Below are 18086 nucleotides of genomic sequence, written 5' to 3'. Positions count from 1 at the left end.
CATGCAAAAGCGTTTTCCTCTCAATAAAATCGTTGGATACCTGTTTGTCATAGCCAGTGCCTTGATTATGCTGGTTCCGTTTTTAACGACCGTGTTTAACTCGCTGAAAACTTACAAGCAGTACATGCAATTTCCGCCAGAATGGCTGCCCAATCCAGCACAGTGGAGCAACTATACAACCGTGTGGGAACAGGCGAATTTTAGCAGCTATACGATCAACAGTCTGATTGTCGCGATTCTCTCGGTTATCGGGGCCCTATTGTCCAGCTCGATGATTGCCTTTGCCTTTGCAAGGCTGCGTTTTCCTTTTCGCGACACGCTGTTCATGATTGTGCTGGGAACGATGATGATCCCGGGGATCGTCACGATCGTCCCACAGTTTATTATCTTTAAAAATTTGGGACTGCTCGACACGTTGGCTCCGCTTTGGATTTTGGAGTGGCTCGGACAGCCGTTTGCCATTTTTTTAATGAGGCAAGCATTTTTGAACATCCCGAAGGATTACGAGGAAGCGGCAAAGCTGGATGGCTGCAATCCGTTCCAGATTTACTGGCGAGTGTTTTTGCCGATGTGCAAGCCTTCCTTGGCAACACTGGCAGTCTTTACGTTTATGGGGAAGTGGAATGAGATTTTGGCGCCGGTCATTTATCTCATTTCGGACGAGAACTTTACGCTGCCGATCGGGATTTTGTCTTTGAGCGGTCAGTACAAGACAGAGGACCAACTGCTGGTAGCGGGGGCATTGATCAGCTTGATCCCGATTTTGATCGTGTTTTTGTTTGCGGAGAAATATTTTGTGGAAGGCTCCAAAACTTCTGGATTGAAATAGGGCGTTAAGGAGGCTAGCATCCGATGCAATACGTACCTTGGGACGATCAATATGCGGACGCTCTGTGTGAGCTGTGGAATCAGGAGTTGGGTGAGCGCTTTCCCATGCGGCCTGGGCTCATGCGGCAAAACAGCTTCGAGGATCAGAATGTAGTCAAAGCCGGGTCGTGGATTGCGGTAGATGCTGTGACGCAGCGTCCTGTCGGTTTTGTCGTGGCCAAATGCTGGCAGGAAAAGCTCGACATTCAGTTGGGGAAAGGCATTGGCTGGATACAGGTCTTACTCGTTTCTACCTCTCATCGCGGGCAAGGGGTCGGACGTGAATTGCTGGCAAGGGCAGAAAATGCGTTGCGAGAGCAAGGGGTAGAAAAGGTCTTGCTGGGACGCGATCCGTATCATTATTTCCCGGGCATACCCGATGAATCTGCGGACGTAAAAGCGTGGTTTGAGAGACAAGGGTATCACTCGGAGGAGCGGCTGGAGAACGATCTGTTAGGCCAGTATCTCGAACCAGCGGAGCTAGAATTGCCAGAGGTACCAGATGGCCGCTTTCGACTGTTGACGAGGGCGGACCAAGATGCCTTCTTGGCCTTCCTGCATCGATGCTTTCCCGGGCGCTGGGAGTATGAAGCCATTCACTATTTTCAGCGGGGAGGAACTGGACGCGAATTCGTCGTGGTGGAGCTGCACGGTGAGATCGTCGGTTTTTGCCGAATCAATGATACTCATTCTCCGTTTATTGCCCAAAACGTATACTGGGCACCATTGTTTGCAGATGGGCTGGGCGGCATCGGTCCACTGGGCGTGGATGCGGAGTATAGAGGTCGAGGTTTGGGACTAGCGATTGTGGAGGCGGGCATTGTGGCTTTGCGGAATCGCGGTATTCCAAACATTGTGATCGATTGGACGACGCTGGTCGACTTCTATGCGAGGCTCGGTTATCGCAGTTGGAAGCAGTATGCGAAGTACGGCAAAGCATTCTCATAACAAGAGCAAGTCGGTAGGGAGGTGGATTCCATGCAAGCCGAACATATGACAGTGGAACAGAAGGTCGGGCAACTGCTGATGATCGGTTACCCTACGCTGGATATTCCCGAAGAAATGGAAGCGTGGATCAAGCAAAAACAGATTGGCAATGTGATTCTTTTTAGCCGCAATATCGGGACACCGGAGGAGACCTATCAGCGCGTACAGAAGCTCCAGAGCTGGGCGTATGAGTCTTGGCATCCCTATCCGTTGTTGATCGGGACCGACCAGGAAAATGGCGTGGTTTCCCGTCTGCAAAAAGGGGCGACGCGCTTTCCAGGCGCGATGGCTTTGGGTGCGACAGGCAATCTCGATCAAGCCAAGCGCATCTACCAGGCAACAGGTGAGGAGCTGCGTGCAGCAGGGATTTCAGTCAATTTTGCCCCGACAGTCGATGTGAACAATAATGCGGACAATCCGGTCATTGGGGTGCGGTCTTTTGGAGAAGCGGCAGAGCAGGTGGCGCGGTTTGGTGAGGCCGCTATTCAAGGCTTGCTCGCGAGCGGTGTCATTCCCTCTATCAAGCACTTCCCCGGTCATGGTGATACGAGCACTGATTCTCATGAAGCCGTTCCTGTGCTTGGGCATGATCGGACGCGACTGGATCAGGTCGAGTTGGTTCCATTCCAGCGCAGTATCGCGGCAGGAGTCCCCATGGTGATGGTTGGACATATCAGTTTGCCGAGTATGGATGCGTCGGGTTCTCCTGCTACGTATTCCAAGGAGATCGTGACGGGAATTTTGCGTGAGTCGCTCGGCTTTGATGGGGTCGCCATAACGGATTGTATGGAGATGGCAGCCATTGCGGGTACCATCGGGGTTCCGGAAGCGGCGGTGCGTTGTGTGCAGGCTGGGATCGATCTGGTTCTGGTTTCCCACACGCATGAAGTTCAGCAAAAAACGTATGAACGCCTCGTTGCGGCCATTCATTCGGGGGAGCTGTCAGATGAGCGGGTCAACGAAGCGGTAAATCGCGTGCTTCAATTAAAGATACGATTTCTTTCCTGGGAGCATTGCTTGCGAGAAAATGGCCCTTCCTTTGACTGTGTTCAACATGCAGACATGGCGAAAGATGCCCTCGCCCAAGCCATAACCTTGGTGAAAAATGAGCATCAGTTGCTTCCTTTACAGAGAAGCACGCAACCGCTCGGGGTGATTTTTCCGGGGATTTCCAACCTTACTTTGGCAGAGGATGGGCAAGCAGCTTCTGGGGATTTGGTCGCACCATTGAGAAAATATCGAGAAGTTGAATACCATATGATGTCGACACTCAACCCGACAGAGGATGAAGTGGATCTTGTGGAGAATGAGATGGCATCTTTGGAGCAAATCGTCGTTTTTACGTACAATGCCCATATCTTTAAAGGCCAATCGGTGCTGGTGAATCGGCTCGTTCAACAGGGGAAAAAGGTCGTGGCTGTCGCCTTGCGAAATCCGTATGATCTCTTGGTAATGCCAGAGGTCGATGCGTTTCTCGCCGTTTACGACCATACGTACCATGCCATCGAGCTTGTGGCAGACATTTTGTTCGGGGAACGAAAGGCCGCTGGACATCTTCCGGTCAGCCTGTTTCCATCGGAGAAAAAGCAGCATGGTGTGGGGTAGAAAGAGAAGATGAGAGTAGATGGGTGGGAGGTAACTGGATGAAGTTTCACCTGCGTGATTTAACGACTGAAACTAGAAATCGGAAAACAGAAGAGCTGGATAAATTCTCTACGATAGAAATTGTCCAGATTATGAATGAAGAGGATAAAACAGTTGCGTTTGCCGTTGAAAAGGAGCTGGCTTCGATTGCAGCGGCCGTTGATTTGGTCGCAGAATGTCTGGAAAACGGCGGAAGGCTCTTTTACTTTGGAGCGGGCACGAGTGGGAGATTGGGCTTGCTCGATGCTGCTGAATGCCCCCCAACCTTTGGGACGGACCCCTCATTGGTGCAGGGAATCATAGCAGGCGGGGAAAAAGCGATCGTCAAGGCAGTCGAGGGAGCCGAAGACGTGGAGCAGAACGGCAGAGAAGATGTGATTGCCTACGGCGTAAAGGCAGGGGATGCCGTGGTAGGAATTGCGGCGAGTGGTCGGACACCTTATGTCATCGGAGCATTGGCGGAAGCAAGAAGGCAGCAGGCAAAAGTCATTTCGTTGTCCTGCAACCAGGTAGCGCAGATCAGTCAAGGTGTGGATGTAGCGATTAATGTGGTAGTAGGGCCAGAGGTGGTGACCGGATCGACACGCTTAAAAGCAGCGACGGCGCAGAAGATGGTTCTCAATATGATTACGACCGGATGTATGGTACGGTTGGGGAAAGTGTACAAAAATTTGATGGTCAATGTGCAAGTAACCAATGAGAAACTGAAGGAACGGGCAAAACAAATCGTGGCAGAAGCGACCCATGTCTCTACCGATGAGGCAGATAAACTGTTGCACAAGGCAGACGGTGACGCAAAACTGGCGATCGTGATGCAAAAGACGGGGTTGCCAGCAGAAGAGGCAAGGCAGTTGCTCACCCAGTACAAGGGGAATATTCGACGGATTTTGGAAGGGAATCACAATCAGGAATGATCAGCCTAATCCTTTTGGATGAGGCTTTTTTTGTCTTGGTACGAGATGACTGGTAATGAAAATCACTTGTATGATCCATAAAATGTTCATTTGAATATTGTCGTAAAAGAGGATATGATTACATTAATTCTTACATTATAATTTTTATAATTTAAATGGACAGAGGTGATACGTATGAAAAAGGGTGATTTTCACCATCTTGATCATGTGAAAGAACAGCAAACATCGAAGAAAACATTGTGGATTACGCTCCTATTGACGTTGTTTTTTACGATCGTGGAGGTTGTGGGAGGCTTGATGTCCAATTCACTCGCGCTCCTGTCCGACTCCGCCCATATGATTTCTGACGTCTTTGCTTTAGGGTTGAGTATGACCGCTATTTATATGGCGACACGTAAGCCGACGAAGAAGTACACGTTCGGATTTCTCCGTTTTGAAATTATTGCTTCGTTCTTGAATGGCTTGGCTCTTGCCGTGATTTCGATCGGGATTGTCATTGAAGGGATCAAACGGATGATTAATCCGCAAGACGTTGATTTGCAGTTGATGCTGACCATTGCATCCATCGGTTTGGTTGTAAACATCGTGCTGACCATCGTACTTTCCCGCAGTATGAAGGAAGAAGACAACCTCAATGTAAAAAGCGCGTTATGGCACTTTATTGGAGATTTGCTCAGCTCCGTTGGTGTGATTACGTCGGCAATTCTCATTTACATGACCGGCTACTACCTGTTCGACCCGTTGATCAGCTTGGTGATTGGGGGAATTATTTTTACAGGTGGTGCCAAAATTATTCGTGAATCGCTGCTCGTGTTGATGGAATCTGTTCCAGAGCAGTTTGATCTCGATCAAATCCGTCAGGACCTCAGTGAAGTAGAGGGCGTGGAGGATGTTCATGAGCTGCACCTGTGGGCGGTATCCACGGAACATTACTCCCTGACAGCACATGTGTTTGTTCGTGAAGGAATCCAACCGTATTGTGTCATTCTGGCGATTAATCACATTTTGCAAACGAAGTACGGAATTGACCATTCGACGATTCAGATCGAGCACCCGACGATTCTGGATCACGGGGAATATGGCAAGCAATTTTTGCTTAAGCAAGCATAATTGAGCATGAGAAAAAGGCTAGTCTCCAAGGAAGCTCAGGAGATAGCCTTTTTTATTTACTCTCCCTCGAAGAAACTGAACACATAGAATGAACGTCTTACTAGAAAGGAAGGAGGTTTTTTATGAGAATCACAACCAAACTGCCCCAGTACCATGAACATGTACATCTCGAGTTGATGAAAAAGGAATGGGTTCCACTGAAAGAACCACAGAGTTTGGGCAAGGCCACTCTTTTATCGATTCCTTTCATGCTGATCAATGCACTCATTGCCTTTGGGATCATCCATATTTTTTCGCCAATATCCCTTCAGGAATTTGGACTGACATCCGGCTCTCTATCCATATCCATTGACTTCAGTGTGATTTTGTTCTTACTTGCCTTGGTTATTTTTCATGAATGCTTGCATTTGATTTTTATCCCCAATTTCATGAGATCAGAAAAGACATGGATGGGGCTTACCTTGTTTGGAGGGTTTGTCGCAACGGAAGAAAAGATTCCAAAATCACGATATATACTGATTACCATCGCCCCATTCATTATCCTTTCGGTTTTGCTGCCATTTCTTCTAGGTTTTTTGGGGCTGTTCACTACCGTATTAAAATTTTTGGTTTTGATAAACGCAATCGCTTCATCAGTCGATATGCTGAATCTTTTCCTGGTAATGAAGCAAGTTCCGAAACAGGCAATCTTGATCAGTAACGGACAAAAGACGTATTGGAAAGCGCCCGAAAACGATTAAAGCCAAAGGAGAAGCAACGAGCAAATAAGCATAAATACCGCATTTATCGCCATGACGGGCTTATGCTTTGCCCGAAAAAGATGGGCATGGATAGCTCCAAGCATGAGGATGGCGAACAGGATGCAAGCGAGTGTTAATACTCCAGGAATCCAAAAGGAGCTAATCACGCCGATAACTCCGACCAGCTCAAGTGAGGCAATCATGTCCATGAACCAAAGTGGGTACCCATATTCCTTCCAGTGCTGGAGCATAGATGTTGCGCGTGAAAACTTCATTAACACAGAGATGGAAAACATCAAGGCCAAAATCAGTGAAAGAATCATGATGAATGTGTTCAACGGTTTACACTCCTTTGTTCATTCGAAATCCATTCCTTAACGAGGAGTATAATGGGAGTGATCCATACAATATGTAGTCCAGCCTACAGTGAGCAGGAGGAAGTGAACCGTGATCGAAAAGGAGAAGTTTTTATCCCGCATCAATTTGTTTCAGTCGTTAAGTGAAGTGGAGCTAGCCCAATTGGAACCAGCGACTCCTATGGAAGTGGTCAAAAAAGGAACGATGATTTCCACCCCTCACCTGGAGCAGAAAAGGCTGTTTTTGATCAAGGCCGGGAAGGTTCGTTTATACAAGCTTTCGGCTGACGGCAAAGAGCTAACGATTGATTTGCTCGGCACGGGCCATGTGTTTGGCGAGATCGGCTCGTTTACGATTAGTTCAACCAATATGTACGCCGAAGCGTGGGAAGATTCGGTGATTTGTTCGATTGATAAAGGACAATTTGAAGAGCTGATGCTAGAGAAGCCGAGGCTTGCCTTGCATTTTATCGAGATTGTCTCGAATCGTTTGCAAGAGGTAGAAGAAATGATGGAGCTCATGGCGTATGGTAGTGTGCGTCAGCGTCTTCTGTATTTGCTGGGCAAGCTGTGCGAGAAATATGGGGGAGAACCTCAGGATGATGCACCAGAATGGATCGAGCTGGCAGTGAACCTGACGCATCAGGAGCTGGCTAGCATGATGGGATGTATTCGTGAAACGGTGACGGAGACGCTTCACGAGCTAACAGCGGAAGGTGTTGTGAAGAAGACTGGTCTGCGTAAGCCGTTATGGCTGCATCAGGAACGTTTGAGAGAAGCATTGGAGAGAGTGTAGTTGTTATCGTGGATGGAAATAGAGCCAACCAGTTAAAAATCCCGTTGCCCTATCAAAAGGGGACGGGATTTTTGGTATGGCCAGAAATGATCGTGCTCGATATTATCTTTTAATCCGAAACAACGATCTCAACTGCTTCGGACACTTCATCGTATTTGTTCTTGGCAGTGACATTGATTGTAAATTTTCCGGCTTTTTCAGCTTTGAAGAGGACAACTTTCTTGTTTTCATTGCCGACCCGCTTCGTGTAAAGCTCAGTAACCTGTGTACTGTAAGTGAATTGAGGAGTGGATTTTGAACTGTATGTGATGAGAATAGGCACTTCTTTGCCTTTTTTGACATGGATGGTGTTCGGTGTGACATTCAAGGTGATTTTATTTGGGTCCTTGATCGAAAGAGTTGCAATGAGTTCTATTTTCTTTTCTCCTTCAAGGCTCTTGTGAGTGGCTTGGTAAGCGAGCAAGTAGATACCTTGAGAGGTAGGCTTCAGGTAACCTGTGGTTGTATAGGTAGCTTTGGTTTTGCTATGGGTAGTTCGGACACTGGTGATCTTATCCTTATCATTGCCACCAATTGTTTTCAGCAAAAACTTGGCATCGGTAATCTGCCCGGCTGTTTTTGTTTCTACAGATAGCTTAATCGATTCACCAGCATTGTAAGTTTCCTTTAATCCTACAAACTTCGCCTCGTAAGCGGCAGGATTTGGAGCAGCAAAAGCACCGCTTGACATGGTTAACACCATGGCTAAAGCGATGGCAATTCGCAGGAGTGTTTTCATAGATTTCCCTCCACGATTGAAATTGGTTTACAGTCTGCCGATTATATTATCCCTATTATTCCTGATATTTACAATTGGGAAATATTTAAATTTTCGACAAAAATTTCTAAAAAAAGAACGCCCCAACAAAGAGGCGCTCTGAGCTCAAGCTATTCAACTTTCGTGACATTTGAATTACGACTTAACCTTGCAGGAATTCATTCCGAAAAGGCGGTAAAGAAAGCATTGTTGAGTCAGCGCAGTATAGAGTAAGGGAACGCCAATGAATGAGAGGTACTGCAAACCCCCTTCTAGAATAAAGAACAAGGAGAGAAACGCTAGCCCAGCAACGCCACGAAAAATTTGATCAAATGTACCTACGTTTTTCATGATCAGCCTCCTGATTACTGTGGTTTATGAGACCCATTGTATCGGGCAATCTTATATTTGCCTGTAACAAAGTCACATAATGCGAAGGAATTCGTACACCGCAAAGCGTATGAATACCAGATACACTTCAAACCTCAAATCGAAGGGAACGAAGGGCATGAACTATATCCGTTACCAGCGTAAAATTTATACACACGGACATACACCAATCGAAAGGCTGGAGCGACTGTCCAAGGAGTTGGGAGGACCGAGCATTTCTATCAAGCGAGACGACTTGCTTGGCTTGACAGCAGGGGGAAACAAGACGCGAAAGCTGGAGTATTTGGTGGCGGAGGCAATCGAGCAAGGGGCAGACACGTTGATTACATGTGGAGCTGTCCAATCCAATCACTGCCGGTTGACTCTGGCGGCGGCAGTTCGCGAAGGGCTGCACTGCCAGCTCGTGCTGTCCGCGCCTGAGACGGGCGAGTACCAATCGCAAGCGAGCGGCAATCATCTGTTGTTCCATCTGCTGGGGGCAGAAAAAATGGAGGTCATTCCCGCAGAGGCAGATTTGCTAGTAGCTATGGAAGAGCTGGCTGAAAGTCTGAGAAAACAAGGGAGAAAACCATATCTGATCCCTGTCGGAGGCTCCAACGAAGTCGGGTCTTTGGGATACATGGCGTGTGCGGAAGAAATCGAGCAGCAGGCTTGGGAAACGACGACTCCGTATGATTATGTCGTGACGGCAACGGGAAGTGGCGGTACGCAAGCCGGTCTGCTTGCTGGTTTTATGGCGCGTCAGTCTAACACAAAAGTAATCGGGATCAATGTCAGCCGCGATCGGGCAGTACAAGAAGCAAAGGTGATGGGGTTGCTGCACAGTACGGCTGCACTGATCGGTTTGCAAGGGGACATACGAGCAGAAGCTGTGCTTTGCGACGACAGATTTGTCGGGCCAGGCTATGCGATTCCGACGGAGGGTATGATCGAAGCCGTTCAGCTCCTTGCTCGGACAGAAGGGATTTTGCTAGATCCTGTCTATACCGGAAAGGCGATGGCAGGGTTGATCGGCTTAATTCGCGAAGGGCATTTTAACACGAGTGATCACGTATTATTCCTGCATACGGGTGGCTCCCCTGCGCTGTATACGGTTCCACAGTTGTTTTTACCGTAAAAAAGACAGGCAGTGGCAGCGATGACGTACATCTGCGTTCAGAGCTGCCACTGCCTGTTCGGTTATTTGTTCAGGATACCTAAATATTCACTCCATGGCCCTACATCAACTGTGTACCTTTTGGCCATGACCCGTACAATTTGCGCCGTATGCGTTAAATCATGGACGACCCACGTAGAGAGCAGTTCCCGTACCTTCACGACCCCAAAAGCGGGATGGAGTCCGGTTAATTCCAGATGCTTTTCCGGTTCCACGAGCGTTCGCAGCTTGGCTATGTTTTGGGCACGAAGTGTTTTGAATGCCAGCAGCTTTTGCTCGAACGATCTTTCTGACGTCTCCTGTAAGTGAGCGAAGCGATCAAAGGGAGGAAACGGTTTACTCTCGCCCTCTTGAAGAATGATCTCCAGACGCGGGAGCCAGTTTGTTTTCTCCGCCTCGATCAGGTGTTCAATCACCTCAGTAGCATGCCAGGTGCCGTCGCCTTCATTGTGCAGCAACCACCCATCTGATAAGCCCGTTAACAGGGATTCCAATGCTTGTGGCGTACGTTCTAGAACCTCAATCGCTTCTTCCAGATTAAAATTCATGGTACGACTCCTTTCGGTATGGAATCCGGAGTTATTCGTCTTTCACCAACGTCATCCCTTCCTATTTGTTTGGAGAAGGGTGGATTTGTTTGCGTGAATACGTATAGAATGGTCGTAAGTAAGGCTCGTCTAAATAGAAACGCAGAGGTTGATAGATGGATGTTTAAAATCGGCGTGGTGGGTCCCAAGCAATCGGTAGAAAGGATTCTTGCGGTTGCAAAGGAATTCGAGGAAGGAATGAATTTTGTTCCGTATCCGTATACAGAGACAAAAGAGACAGAAAAAATCGTCTTGGAAAATGACCAGTACGTGGATCATTGGCTTTTTTCCGGACCGATTCCGTACTTGATTGCCAGGCAAGCATTGGATGATGACAAGCGGATGGAGCATATTTACCCGACGGAGTCCAGCATCTATAAAGGCTTTTTGGAAATGGTCTACACCCATCGGAAATTAATCGATCGCGTCAGCATCGATATGCTTTTATCCACCAAATTCATGGAAGATTCCCTGCACAGCATCAACATCTCTGTTAGCGATATGTATATGAAGACGTTCGAAGCTACGATCGATCCGCAGGAGCTGCTGGATTTTCATCTTGCGCTATGGAAGGAGAAAAAGACAGACGCTGCCATGACCTGCTATCCGACCGTTTATCAAGCGCTAGTAGAGGCAGGTATCCCAGCCTATTGGATCTCGCCAAGCCATATGGAGATCCAGCAAACGGTACGCGTGTTTGTCGAGAAAGTGCGGACGTCGTATTTCAAGGATACACAGATCGGAATCGAGATGATTGAGGTCGAGCAATTTGACAGAATCAAGGAGGGCGCAAAGACCCCGTATCATTTGCAATATTTGGAGCTACGTATAAAGCAAGCCTTGATCAAGCTGTGTGAGCAAGTAGACGGATCACTTCTGGAGCAGGGGAATGGCCGATATGTCATCTTCAGCACGCGCGGGACGATTCACAGGGAGATTCCTACCTTGCAAAACACAGTGGAGTTTTTGGCAAAAGAAGCAGATACGCCGGTCGCTGTCGGAATCGGTTTTGGAGAGACGGTTTTTGCAGCAGAGATGAATGCACACCGAGCCTTGCGTCAATCAAAGGAAAAAGCTTCACGAGATATCGTGATGATCCAGGATGACGGAACGATCGTGGAGTGGGTCGGTCAGGAAGAAGAGCTCATCTACTCGTATCGTGCCGACGATGATGAGGTTTTGGAAAAGCTGAAAAAGGGAAACATCAGCGTCAAAAGCTATAAAAAGCTCGATGCCTTGCTGCAAAAAATGGGTTGGACCGATTTCACGACAAAGGATCTGGCCAAATATTTGCAAATGAGCGAGCGAAATGCACAGCGAATCGTCGCGGATTTGTGCGCTGTTGAGCTGGCGGAAAGCTCAGGGGAGGAATCGCAATCAACGCGAGGAAGACCCATCAAGCGATACCGACTTTTGTAAGCACCCTGTTTACGGGTGCTTTTTTCATTGCAGAGAAATCGAAATGTTAAAAAAAACCGTTGCCAATAGTCTCAACATTTCGTAATGTATATATAACGACATGTCGTAATATATGCGATAAATAAGAAAGCTGGACCATATTTGCGCGGATCGTCAGTCATCGAACGAGATGAATGCGCTTTCGCCAAAATGAAAGACTAGCTTAGTCATGCATCTAGAAGGAGGTATCCACACATATGGTATCAGCACGCACGAGAAACTGGATTTTAGCGCTTCTGTTTTTGGGCTGGGCATTAGGGAACCTGGATCGATACGTCATGAACTATGCCATTTTATCGATCACAGAAGACTTGCAGCTTAGTGCTTCATCCACGGGATTATTGCTCAGTAGTTTTTTTGCTGGTTATGCACTCATGCAAATGCCTGGAGGCTGGCTGGCAGACCGATTTGGTGCCAGAAAAGTACTCATCGCTTCTGTTGTCATGTGGTCCATTTTTACGGGGCTGACCGGAGCCGCTTGGTCGATGGCTTCCATGATTCTCATCCGTTTTCTGTTCGGGATCGGTGAAGGTGGTTTCCAACCAGCCAGCTCGAAGATTATCGCTACCATCTTTCCAGTTAAGGAACGCTCGCGAGCTATGTCCGTGATGCTCTCCTCTAGTGCCATTGTTGGACTTTTCTCTCCGATTTTATCCGTTTGGATGATTCAAACCATGGGCTGGCGAACCATGTTCGTCGCCATTGGAGCGATTGGCGCCATCATTGCTTTCCTGTTCTGGCGCTATATTAAACTTCCACAAACAGAAACTGCAATGAATACAACTGGCTCCGATCAACCAAAAAGCTCAGTGGCTATGCTGTTTAAAACACCGCTGCTTTGGAGTCTGTTAATCGCTTACTTTAGCATTTATGCAGTAAACTGGGGCCTCGTAACCTGGATGCCAACCTACTTGAGCAAGGTACGCGGACTGGATATGATTTCACTTGGCTGGCTACAAACGATTCCTGGCTTTGCTACGTTGGTTGGTATCTATGTGAGTGGCTATGTACTGGACAAGCTGCCTAAAGGTCGCGAAAAAATCATTGGTAGTTTCTCCTGTGTGGTAGTCGCGGTCCTCTTGTACTTCATGTTTACCGCATCGAGCGTGACGATGTTTATTACGTATCAAGCCATTGTGTCGCTGTTCCTTTCCTTTGTGATCATTCTGTTGCCGTCTGTTGTCCTGAAAAATCTTCCGGCTGCCGTAGCGGGAACAGGGATGGGCATCGTGAATACAGGTGGACAGCTAGCTGGCTTTATCACGCCAATGGCGATTGGTTTTATCGTTGAAGCGTTTAACGGCTCATTTGATGCAGCGTTCTGGATGCTGATCGGCTTCGCGGTTATCTGCATCGGCGCACTATTATCGTTGAACTATGAAAAAGGCGAGCTGTTGAAGCAAAACGCCGACAGTGCATCCGCCTGAACATCGAGAGAAAGGAGCGTATGAAATGAACAGAATCGAAATCATTTCTGCGTTAATTGAACAAAAAAGAGACGCGTTTATTCGCGTTAGCGATAAAATTTGGGAAACACCAGAAATTTACTTCGAGGAGCATCGTTCTGCCGAGTATTTGTATCAAGCTTTGGCAGCAGAGGGCTTTGAAGTGGAGAAAGGAATCGCTGGACTGGGTACTGGTTTTGTTGCCAGCTTTGGAAGCGGCAAGCCTGTCGTAGCCATCCTGGGCGAGTATGATGCGCTGGCAGGTTTAAGCCAGAAAAAAGGCGCGATCAACCATGATCCGATTGTGACTGACGGACATGGCCATGGATGTGGACATAATCTCTTAGGTGCCGGAGCATTGGCAGCAGCGGTTGGCATCAAGGATTACATGGAGCAAACCGGTTTACAAGGTACTGTTCGTTACTATGGGTGCCCAGCAGAAGAAGCAGGCTCTGGAAAAGCGTATTTGGCAAGAGCCGGCGTATTTGCTGACGTAGATTTTGCACTCTCCTGGCACCCTGCGACAGCGCCAAGCATCATGAACATCAGCTCGCTCGCGAATTACTCTGTTCGTTTTCAATTTCACGGAAAAAGCGCGCATGCAGCCGCCGCTCCGCATTTGGGACGCAGTGCCCTGGATGCCGTAGAACTGATGAACGTAGGCGTGAACTACATGAGAGAGCATATGATTCCGGAAGCACGGGTTCACTACGCGATTACGAATACAGGCGGTATTTCGCCAAACGTCGTCCAGCCGTTTGCGGAGGTCGTGTACTTGATTCGCGCTCCGAAAAAGCAGCAAGTGAAGGAACTGTATGAAAGAGTCTACGACATCGCACGGGGAGCCGCTTTGATGACGGGAACCACCATGGAAGCGGTGTTTGAGGGGACAGCTTCTGATCTGGTGCCGAATACGGTATTAGCGAAGCTCATGCACAAAAATCTGGTTGAAGTCGGCGTGCCTACGTACGATGAAGCAGACCAGCAATATGCCAAACAAATTCAGGCAACGTTAACAGCAGAGGATATGAGAGCCTCGTTGTTCGGGTTGGATCGTGAAACAGCGAAGCAACTGAAGGACAAAGCGATTGCGGATGTGATCGGGCCACTTTCAACGCACGAGTTTACGCTTGCTGGGTCTACGGATGTGGGAGATGTGAGCTGGCAAGTTCCAACGATGCAATGCATGACGACATGCTGGGCACTGGGTACACCTTTCCATACGTGGCAGGTCGTCTCGCAAGGGGCCATGCCTATCGCACACAAGGGGATGCTGCAAGCAGGTAAAGTCATGGCTGCTACAGCGATCGAGGCGATGGAAAACCCTGCGTTGATCCAACAGGCAAAAGCCGAATTGCAGGAACGTTTGGAAGGAGAAGAATATTTCTCGCTCATTCCTGACGATGTTCAACCACCTCAGAAAGTGTAAATCGATGGTGAAAAGGAAGTTGGTTAGTCAAGTGGCGCAGCAAACAAGAACGATCGAAACAGACTGCTTGGAACAATGGATCGAGCAATATCGCGGGGAGTCCAGCAAAGGCAAATGCGCTGCTTATATCCCTGCTTTGAAAGAGGCTGACCCAACACAGCTAGGGATTTGTGTGATGGGGCCAGATGGACAAATCAGCAGGGCTGGCAACTATGATGCTCCTTTTACCCTGCAAAGCATTTCCAAAGTCATCAGCTTTCTCGCAGCATGTACGCACCACGGGATTGCGAATGTATTGGAGCAGGTGGATGTAGAGCCTACGGGAGACGCATTTGATTCCATGGTGCGGCTGGAAATGCACAAGCCGGGAAGGCCTTTTAATCCCATGATCAATGCAGGAGCGATTACGGTTTCTTCCTTGTTGCAGGGGAACGGAGTCCAGGAAAAGTTTCGCTCCTTTCAAGACATGGTCGAGCGCATGACAGGTCGCAAGCATCAGATCAACGAGGAAGTGTATCGCTCCGAGTGGCAAACGGCCAACCGCAATCGTTCCCTCGCCTACTATCTCGCAGCTACTGGTTTTTTGGCTTGTCCGGTAGAGGATGCTTTGGACGTGTACATCCGGCAATGCTCACTGGAGGTAACAGCAGAGGACATTGCGAAAATCGGCTTGATCCTGGCGCAAGATGGCTATGATCCGATACGCAAGGAACAGCTTTTCGGCAAAGAGCTGGCTCGCGTGACCAAAGCATTGATGGTCACATGCGGCATGTACAACGCTTCTGGCAATTTTGCCGCTTTTGTAGGTGTGCCAGCGAAAAGCGGTGTGTCAGGAGGCATTATGGCTGCCGTCCCTCCGCGTGGGCGTTCTGGGGAACTGCCTTTTGCCGGCGGCTGCGGAATCGGTGTGTATGGCCCTGCTATTGACCCGTATGGAAACAGCGTAGCAGGGGTAGCACTGCTCAAGCATATGGCAAGTGCGTGGGATTTGACGATCTATTAAAAAGAAATGGCTAGAGATCACAGAGCATGTCTGGATCTTTAGCCATTTCTTTTACTTGTGTAATTGATCTTTGATAAGTTGCTCTTCGTATTCTTCAGGATTCGAAATGCTGTTTTCAATAAAAAATTCAGCCTGGCTCTTTATGATGCTAATTTCTCTCTCTTCCTCTACCACTTTCATTCCATCTGGAGTAGTGAGGTGAGCAACTTCTGATAGATTTCCTTCCTTTTGAATCTGATCTAATCGTAAATCAACGAGCACTGTCATCAGAAGTTTATCTTTATAGAAGATTCTTGCTGTCACCTGTTTTTTCTCCAAATCAACCAAAGGATAATCAGTTCTGATTCCAACTGGTTCAAAAATGGTAAACCCAAAACTTTTCATGGTGGATCACCTCGCTTCTTGATTTTACCAAATAGAAACAGCAACATACAGTTGCTGGCTTTCATTGGCAAAAAAAAGAACCTGTGACATACTGGAGCTATCACGGTCATCGGAGGAAATCAACATGGTAGATGTGGTTGCATGTGGCGAGTTATTGATTGATTTTACACCGTTACAGCAGAAGGAAAAGCCGGACAGCGCTGCATTTGAACAAAACCCTGGAGGAGCGCCTGCCAATGTACTTGCCGCTCTGTCGCGCTTTGGGAAACGGACTTCCTTTATCGGTGCGGTGGGAAAAGATGTGTTTGGACGTTTTTTGCAACAGACCTTGATCAGACAGAATATTGGCACAGAAGGGCTCGTGCTCACGGAGGAAGCGCCTACGACATTGGCTTTTGTCCTTCTTGATGAGACAGGCGATCGTTCTTTTCACTTTTACCGCAATCCGGGTGCAGACATGATGCTGCGGGAGCAAGACGTGAACGAGGCGCTGATTGCACAGGCAGCGATTTTTCATTTCGGTACGTTGTCCTTGACCCATGAGCCAGCCAGATCAGCAACCTGGAAAGCCGTCGAGTACGCGAAAAAGCATCAGCGGCTCCTTTCATTTGATCCGAATATTCGAGCGTCCTTATGGGAGGATCTGGAGGAAGCGAAGGGGATGGCTCTCAAAGGAATGGCGCAGGCTGATATCGTCAAGCTGTCCGAGGAAGAGCTGGCATTTCTCATGGGGAGCGAGGATGTCGTGGAAGCGACAGCGTGGATGCTTGCGCAATATGATCTGCAAGCCGTTTTTGTTACGTTGGGGGAAAAGGGGTGCTTTTACCGCACACGAAATCGTTTTGGTACAGTCGGTGGCTTTCCAGTAACCGCGATCGATACGACTGGAGCGGGAGACGCGTTTGTGGGAGCGCTGCTCTATCAGCTTCTTGAGGTGGGGAAAAGTATGCTGGATATCCCACAAGCCGCGTTAGAGGACATGGTTCGCTTTGCTAATGCCGCAGGTGCACTCACGACAACGAGATCAGGTGCTATTCCCGCCTTGCCTACGCTGTCTGAGGTCAAAAGCTTCATGGAAGCAGCACGGTAGGAGGGAAGAATTATGATATTTGTGGAAGTCATCCTGCCTGTCCTGCTCATTTTTTTTAGCGGCTATATTTTGCAGCGCATTTTCAAAATGGATTTGAAGCCGATCTCTTCCCTGGCGATTTACATCTTGTCGACGGCGCTCGTCTTTCGAACCTTTTACAAAACACAGCTCGACTTGCAATTATTTTATATCGTCGTGATTTCGCTGCTTTTGCTGGCTGCTCTCGTTGTGATTACGCAGTTGACGGCACGATTGTTCAAATACGACAAGCAACAGGAAAGTGCACTGATGCTCGCGACCGCCTTCATGAACAGTGGCAACTACGGGACGCCGATTATTTTGTTCGCCTTCGGAGAGGCTGGCTTTACGTATGCGGTGCAAATCATGGTTTTCCACTCGATCATGATGGGCGTATTCGGCGTGTATTTTGCCTCCCGGGGCGGGAATGGGATGGGGACGGCCATCAGGGCGATCTTCAAGCAGCCGTCCAATTACGCTGTGGTTCTCGCGATTTTGCTGCAACAGCTTCAAGTCGTCATTCCGCAAAGCTACTATCAGGCGATTGATCTCGTCGCACAGGCGGCGATTCCAGTTGTGATGCTCATCCTGGGCATGCAGCTCGCCAATGTATCTACCAAAGCGCTAGAGTGGCAGGGACTCAGTGCTGCGAGTGTCATTCGGCTGGTGGCGTCACCACTTTTGGCGTACCTCATCTGTCTGTTATTTCCGATTGACCCGCTTCTGCAAAAGGTGTTGGTCGTTCTGGCCGCCATGCCTTCTGCCGCAACTACTGCGATCTATGCGATCCAATTCAACATGCGACCACAATTCGTCTCCAGCAGCGTGCTGGTTACGACGGTTATCAGTATAGGCACATTAACGTTTTTGCTGAACATTTTGCACTAGTCCTGACGTAGACAAGGGAGGAAGAAAA

At 48.4% G+C, this 18086-nt stretch carries 19 protein-coding genes; 14 read left to right on the top strand and 5 right to left on the bottom strand.

Translation table 11 applies throughout. The annotated features are described in order from the left end of the window. Window position 1: 1 nt before the first annotated feature. From AB432_RS24315 to AB432_RS24290, 6 genes are all read left to right on the top strand, one after another. Window positions 2–829, top strand: a complete 828-nt coding sequence (locus tag AB432_RS24315) for a carbohydrate ABC transporter permease (protein ID WP_048034482.1) — start codon at window positions 2–4, stop codon at window positions 827–829. Window positions 830–852: 23 nt separating this feature from the next. Beyond that, a complete protein-coding gene (locus AB432_RS24310) occupies window positions 853–1815 on the top strand; it encodes a GNAT family N-acetyltransferase (protein ID WP_048034481.1) in 963 nt (320 codons plus the stop codon). A gap of 30 nt (window positions 1816–1845) precedes the next feature. Further along, a complete protein-coding gene (locus tag AB432_RS24305) occupies window positions 1846–3459 on the top strand; it encodes a glycoside hydrolase family 3 protein (RefSeq protein ID WP_048034480.1) in 1614 nt (537 codons plus the stop codon). A gap of 38 nt (window positions 3460–3497) precedes the next feature. After that, window positions 3498–4412, top strand: a complete 915-nt coding sequence (gene murQ, locus AB432_RS24300; protein WP_048034479.1) for an N-acetylmuramic acid 6-phosphate etherase — start codon at window positions 3498–3500, stop codon at window positions 4410–4412. A gap of 174 nt (window positions 4413–4586) precedes the next feature. After that, on the top strand, window positions 4587–5522 hold the full coding sequence (locus tag AB432_RS24295; protein ID WP_048034478.1) for a cation diffusion facilitator family transporter: 936 nt from the start codon (window positions 4587–4589) through the stop codon (window positions 5520–5522). A gap of 122 nt (window positions 5523–5644) precedes the next feature. Next, a complete protein-coding gene (locus tag AB432_RS24290; RefSeq protein WP_048034477.1) occupies window positions 5645–6262 on the top strand; it encodes a DUF3267 domain-containing protein in 618 nt (205 codons plus the stop codon). Here the strand turns inward: AB432_RS24290 and AB432_RS24285 are convergent. After that, entirely contained in the window at window positions 6259–6600 is a 342-nt protein-coding gene (locus tag AB432_RS24285; RefSeq protein ID WP_048034476.1) for a DoxX family protein, read from the bottom strand. The genes AB432_RS24290 and AB432_RS24285 overlap by 4 nt on opposite strands. Window positions 6601–6709: 109 nt before the next feature. Between AB432_RS24285 and AB432_RS24280 the strand changes: the two genes are divergently transcribed. Continuing rightward, on the top strand, window positions 6710–7414 hold the full coding sequence (locus AB432_RS24280) for a Crp/Fnr family transcriptional regulator (RefSeq protein ID WP_082195991.1): 705 nt from the start codon (window positions 6710–6712) through the stop codon (window positions 7412–7414). A 109-nt stretch (window positions 7415–7523) separates the two neighbouring features. Here the strand turns inward: AB432_RS24280 and AB432_RS24275 are convergent, their stop codons facing one another. Continuing rightward, entirely contained in the window at window positions 7524–8192 is a 669-nt protein-coding gene (locus AB432_RS24275; RefSeq protein ID WP_048034475.1) for a hypothetical protein, read from the bottom strand. 174 nt (window positions 8193–8366) lie between these two features. After that, window positions 8367–8561: a YgaP family membrane protein gene (locus AB432_RS24270; protein WP_048034474.1), complete on the bottom strand. Its 195-nt coding sequence runs from the start codon at window positions 8559–8561 to the stop codon at window positions 8367–8369. 157 nt (window positions 8562–8718) lie between these two features. On the opposite strand from AB432_RS24270, the gene AB432_RS24265 reads away from it, so the two are divergent. Then, window positions 8719–9717 carry a D-cysteate sulfo-lyase gene (locus AB432_RS24265; protein ID WP_048034473.1) on the top strand — a complete coding sequence of 333 codons (999 nt, stop codon included), beginning with the start codon at window positions 8719–8721 and terminating at the stop codon, window positions 9715–9717. A 62-nt stretch (window positions 9718–9779) separates the two neighbouring features. Here the strand turns inward: AB432_RS24265 and AB432_RS24260 are convergent, their stop codons facing one another. Next, window positions 9780–10304: a DinB family protein gene (locus AB432_RS24260; RefSeq protein WP_048034472.1), complete on the bottom strand. Its 525-nt coding sequence runs from the start codon at window positions 10302–10304 to the stop codon at window positions 9780–9782. A gap of 159 nt (window positions 10305–10463) precedes the next feature. On the opposite strand from AB432_RS24260, the gene AB432_RS24255 reads away from it, so the two are divergent. The 4 genes from AB432_RS24255 (at window position 10464) to AB432_RS24240 (ending at window position 15678) form a co-directional block, all read left to right on the top strand. Further along, window positions 10464–11762: a hypothetical protein gene (locus AB432_RS24255; RefSeq protein ID WP_048034471.1), complete on the top strand. Its 1299-nt coding sequence runs from the start codon at window positions 10464–10466 to the stop codon at window positions 11760–11762. Window positions 11763–11998: 236 nt separating this feature from the next. After that, a complete protein-coding gene (locus AB432_RS24250; protein WP_048034470.1) occupies window positions 11999–13228 on the top strand; it encodes an MFS transporter in 1230 nt (409 codons plus the stop codon). Window positions 13229–13253: 25 nt separating this feature from the next. Then, complete coding sequence (locus AB432_RS24245) at window positions 13254–14675, top strand: M20 family metallopeptidase (protein ID WP_048034469.1); 1422 nt, start codon at window positions 13254–13256, stop codon at window positions 14673–14675. 19 nt (window positions 14676–14694) lie between these two features. After that, window positions 14695–15678 carry a glutaminase gene (locus AB432_RS24240; RefSeq protein WP_419178489.1) on the top strand — a complete coding sequence of 328 codons (984 nt, stop codon included), beginning with the start codon at window positions 14695–14697 and terminating at the stop codon, window positions 15676–15678. A gap of 51 nt (window positions 15679–15729) precedes the next feature. On the opposite strand, the gene AB432_RS24235 is transcribed toward AB432_RS24240, so the two are convergent. Next, entirely contained in the window at window positions 15730–16062 is a 333-nt protein-coding gene (locus AB432_RS24235; protein WP_048034467.1) for a hypothetical protein, read from the bottom strand. Window positions 16063–16186: 124 nt separating this feature from the next. Between AB432_RS24235 and AB432_RS24230 the strand changes: the two genes are divergently transcribed. Further along, window positions 16187–17152 carry a PfkB family carbohydrate kinase gene (locus AB432_RS24230; protein WP_048034466.1) on the top strand — a complete coding sequence of 322 codons (966 nt, stop codon included), beginning with the start codon at window positions 16187–16189 and terminating at the stop codon, window positions 17150–17152. 12 nt (window positions 17153–17164) lie between these two features. Beyond that, window positions 17165–18058 carry an AEC family transporter gene (locus AB432_RS24225; RefSeq protein ID WP_048034465.1) on the top strand — a complete coding sequence of 298 codons (894 nt, stop codon included), beginning with the start codon at window positions 17165–17167 and terminating at the stop codon, window positions 18056–18058. Window positions 18059–18086 lie beyond the last annotated feature (28 nt).

It is taken from the genome of Brevibacillus brevis, assembly GCF_001039275.2.
Taxonomy (GTDB): Bacteria; Bacillota; Bacilli; order Brevibacillales; family Brevibacillaceae; genus Brevibacillus; species Brevibacillus brevis_C.
The sequence above is the reverse complement of the archived record's forward strand: the minus strand, read 5'-3'. Positions and strand labels throughout refer to the sequence as shown.

Excerpts from the sequence above, each read along its gene's own strand:
- AB432_RS24315 (WP_048034482.1), top strand. The coding sequence starts at position 2 with ATGCAAAAGCGTTTTCCTCTCAATAAAATCGTTGGATACCTGTTTGTC.
- AB432_RS24310 (WP_048034481.1), top strand. The coding sequence starts at position 853 with ATGCAATACGTACCTTGGGACGATCAATATGCGGACGCTCTGTGTGAG.
- AB432_RS24305 (WP_048034480.1), top strand. The coding sequence starts at position 1,846 with ATGCAAGCCGAACATATGACAGTGGAACAGAAGGTCGGGCAACTGCTG.
- murQ (WP_048034479.1), top strand. The coding sequence starts at position 3,498 with ATGAAGTTTCACCTGCGTGATTTAACGACTGAAACTAGAAATCGGAAA.
- AB432_RS24295 (WP_048034478.1), top strand. The coding sequence starts at position 4,587 with ATGAAAAAGGGTGATTTTCACCATCTTGATCATGTGAAAGAACAGCAA.
- AB432_RS24290 (WP_048034477.1), top strand. The coding sequence starts at position 5,645 with ATGAGAATCACAACCAAACTGCCCCAGTACCATGAACATGTACATCTC.
- AB432_RS24275 (WP_048034475.1), bottom strand. The coding sequence starts at position 8,192 with ATGAAAACACTCCTGCGAATTGCCATCGCTTTAGCCATGGTGTTAACC.
- AB432_RS24270 (WP_048034474.1), bottom strand. The coding sequence starts at position 8,561 with ATGAAAAACGTAGGTACATTTGATCAAATTTTTCGTGGCGTTGCTGGG.
- AB432_RS24265 (WP_048034473.1), top strand. The coding sequence starts at position 8,719 with ATGAACTATATCCGTTACCAGCGTAAAATTTATACACACGGACATACA.
- AB432_RS24260 (WP_048034472.1), bottom strand. The coding sequence starts at position 10,304 with ATGAATTTTAATCTGGAAGAAGCGATTGAGGTTCTAGAACGTACGCCA.
- AB432_RS24255 (WP_048034471.1), top strand. The coding sequence starts at position 10,464 with ATGTTTAAAATCGGCGTGGTGGGTCCCAAGCAATCGGTAGAAAGGATT.
- AB432_RS24250 (WP_048034470.1), top strand. The coding sequence starts at position 11,999 with ATGGTATCAGCACGCACGAGAAACTGGATTTTAGCGCTTCTGTTTTTG.
- AB432_RS24245 (WP_048034469.1), top strand. The coding sequence starts at position 13,254 with ATGAACAGAATCGAAATCATTTCTGCGTTAATTGAACAAAAAAGAGAC.
- AB432_RS24235 (WP_048034467.1), bottom strand. The coding sequence starts at position 16,062 with ATGAAAAGTTTTGGGTTTACCATTTTTGAACCAGTTGGAATCAGAACT.
- AB432_RS24230 (WP_048034466.1), top strand. The coding sequence starts at position 16,187 with ATGGTAGATGTGGTTGCATGTGGCGAGTTATTGATTGATTTTACACCG.
- AB432_RS24225 (WP_048034465.1), top strand. The coding sequence starts at position 17,165 with ATGATATTTGTGGAAGTCATCCTGCCTGTCCTGCTCATTTTTTTTAGC.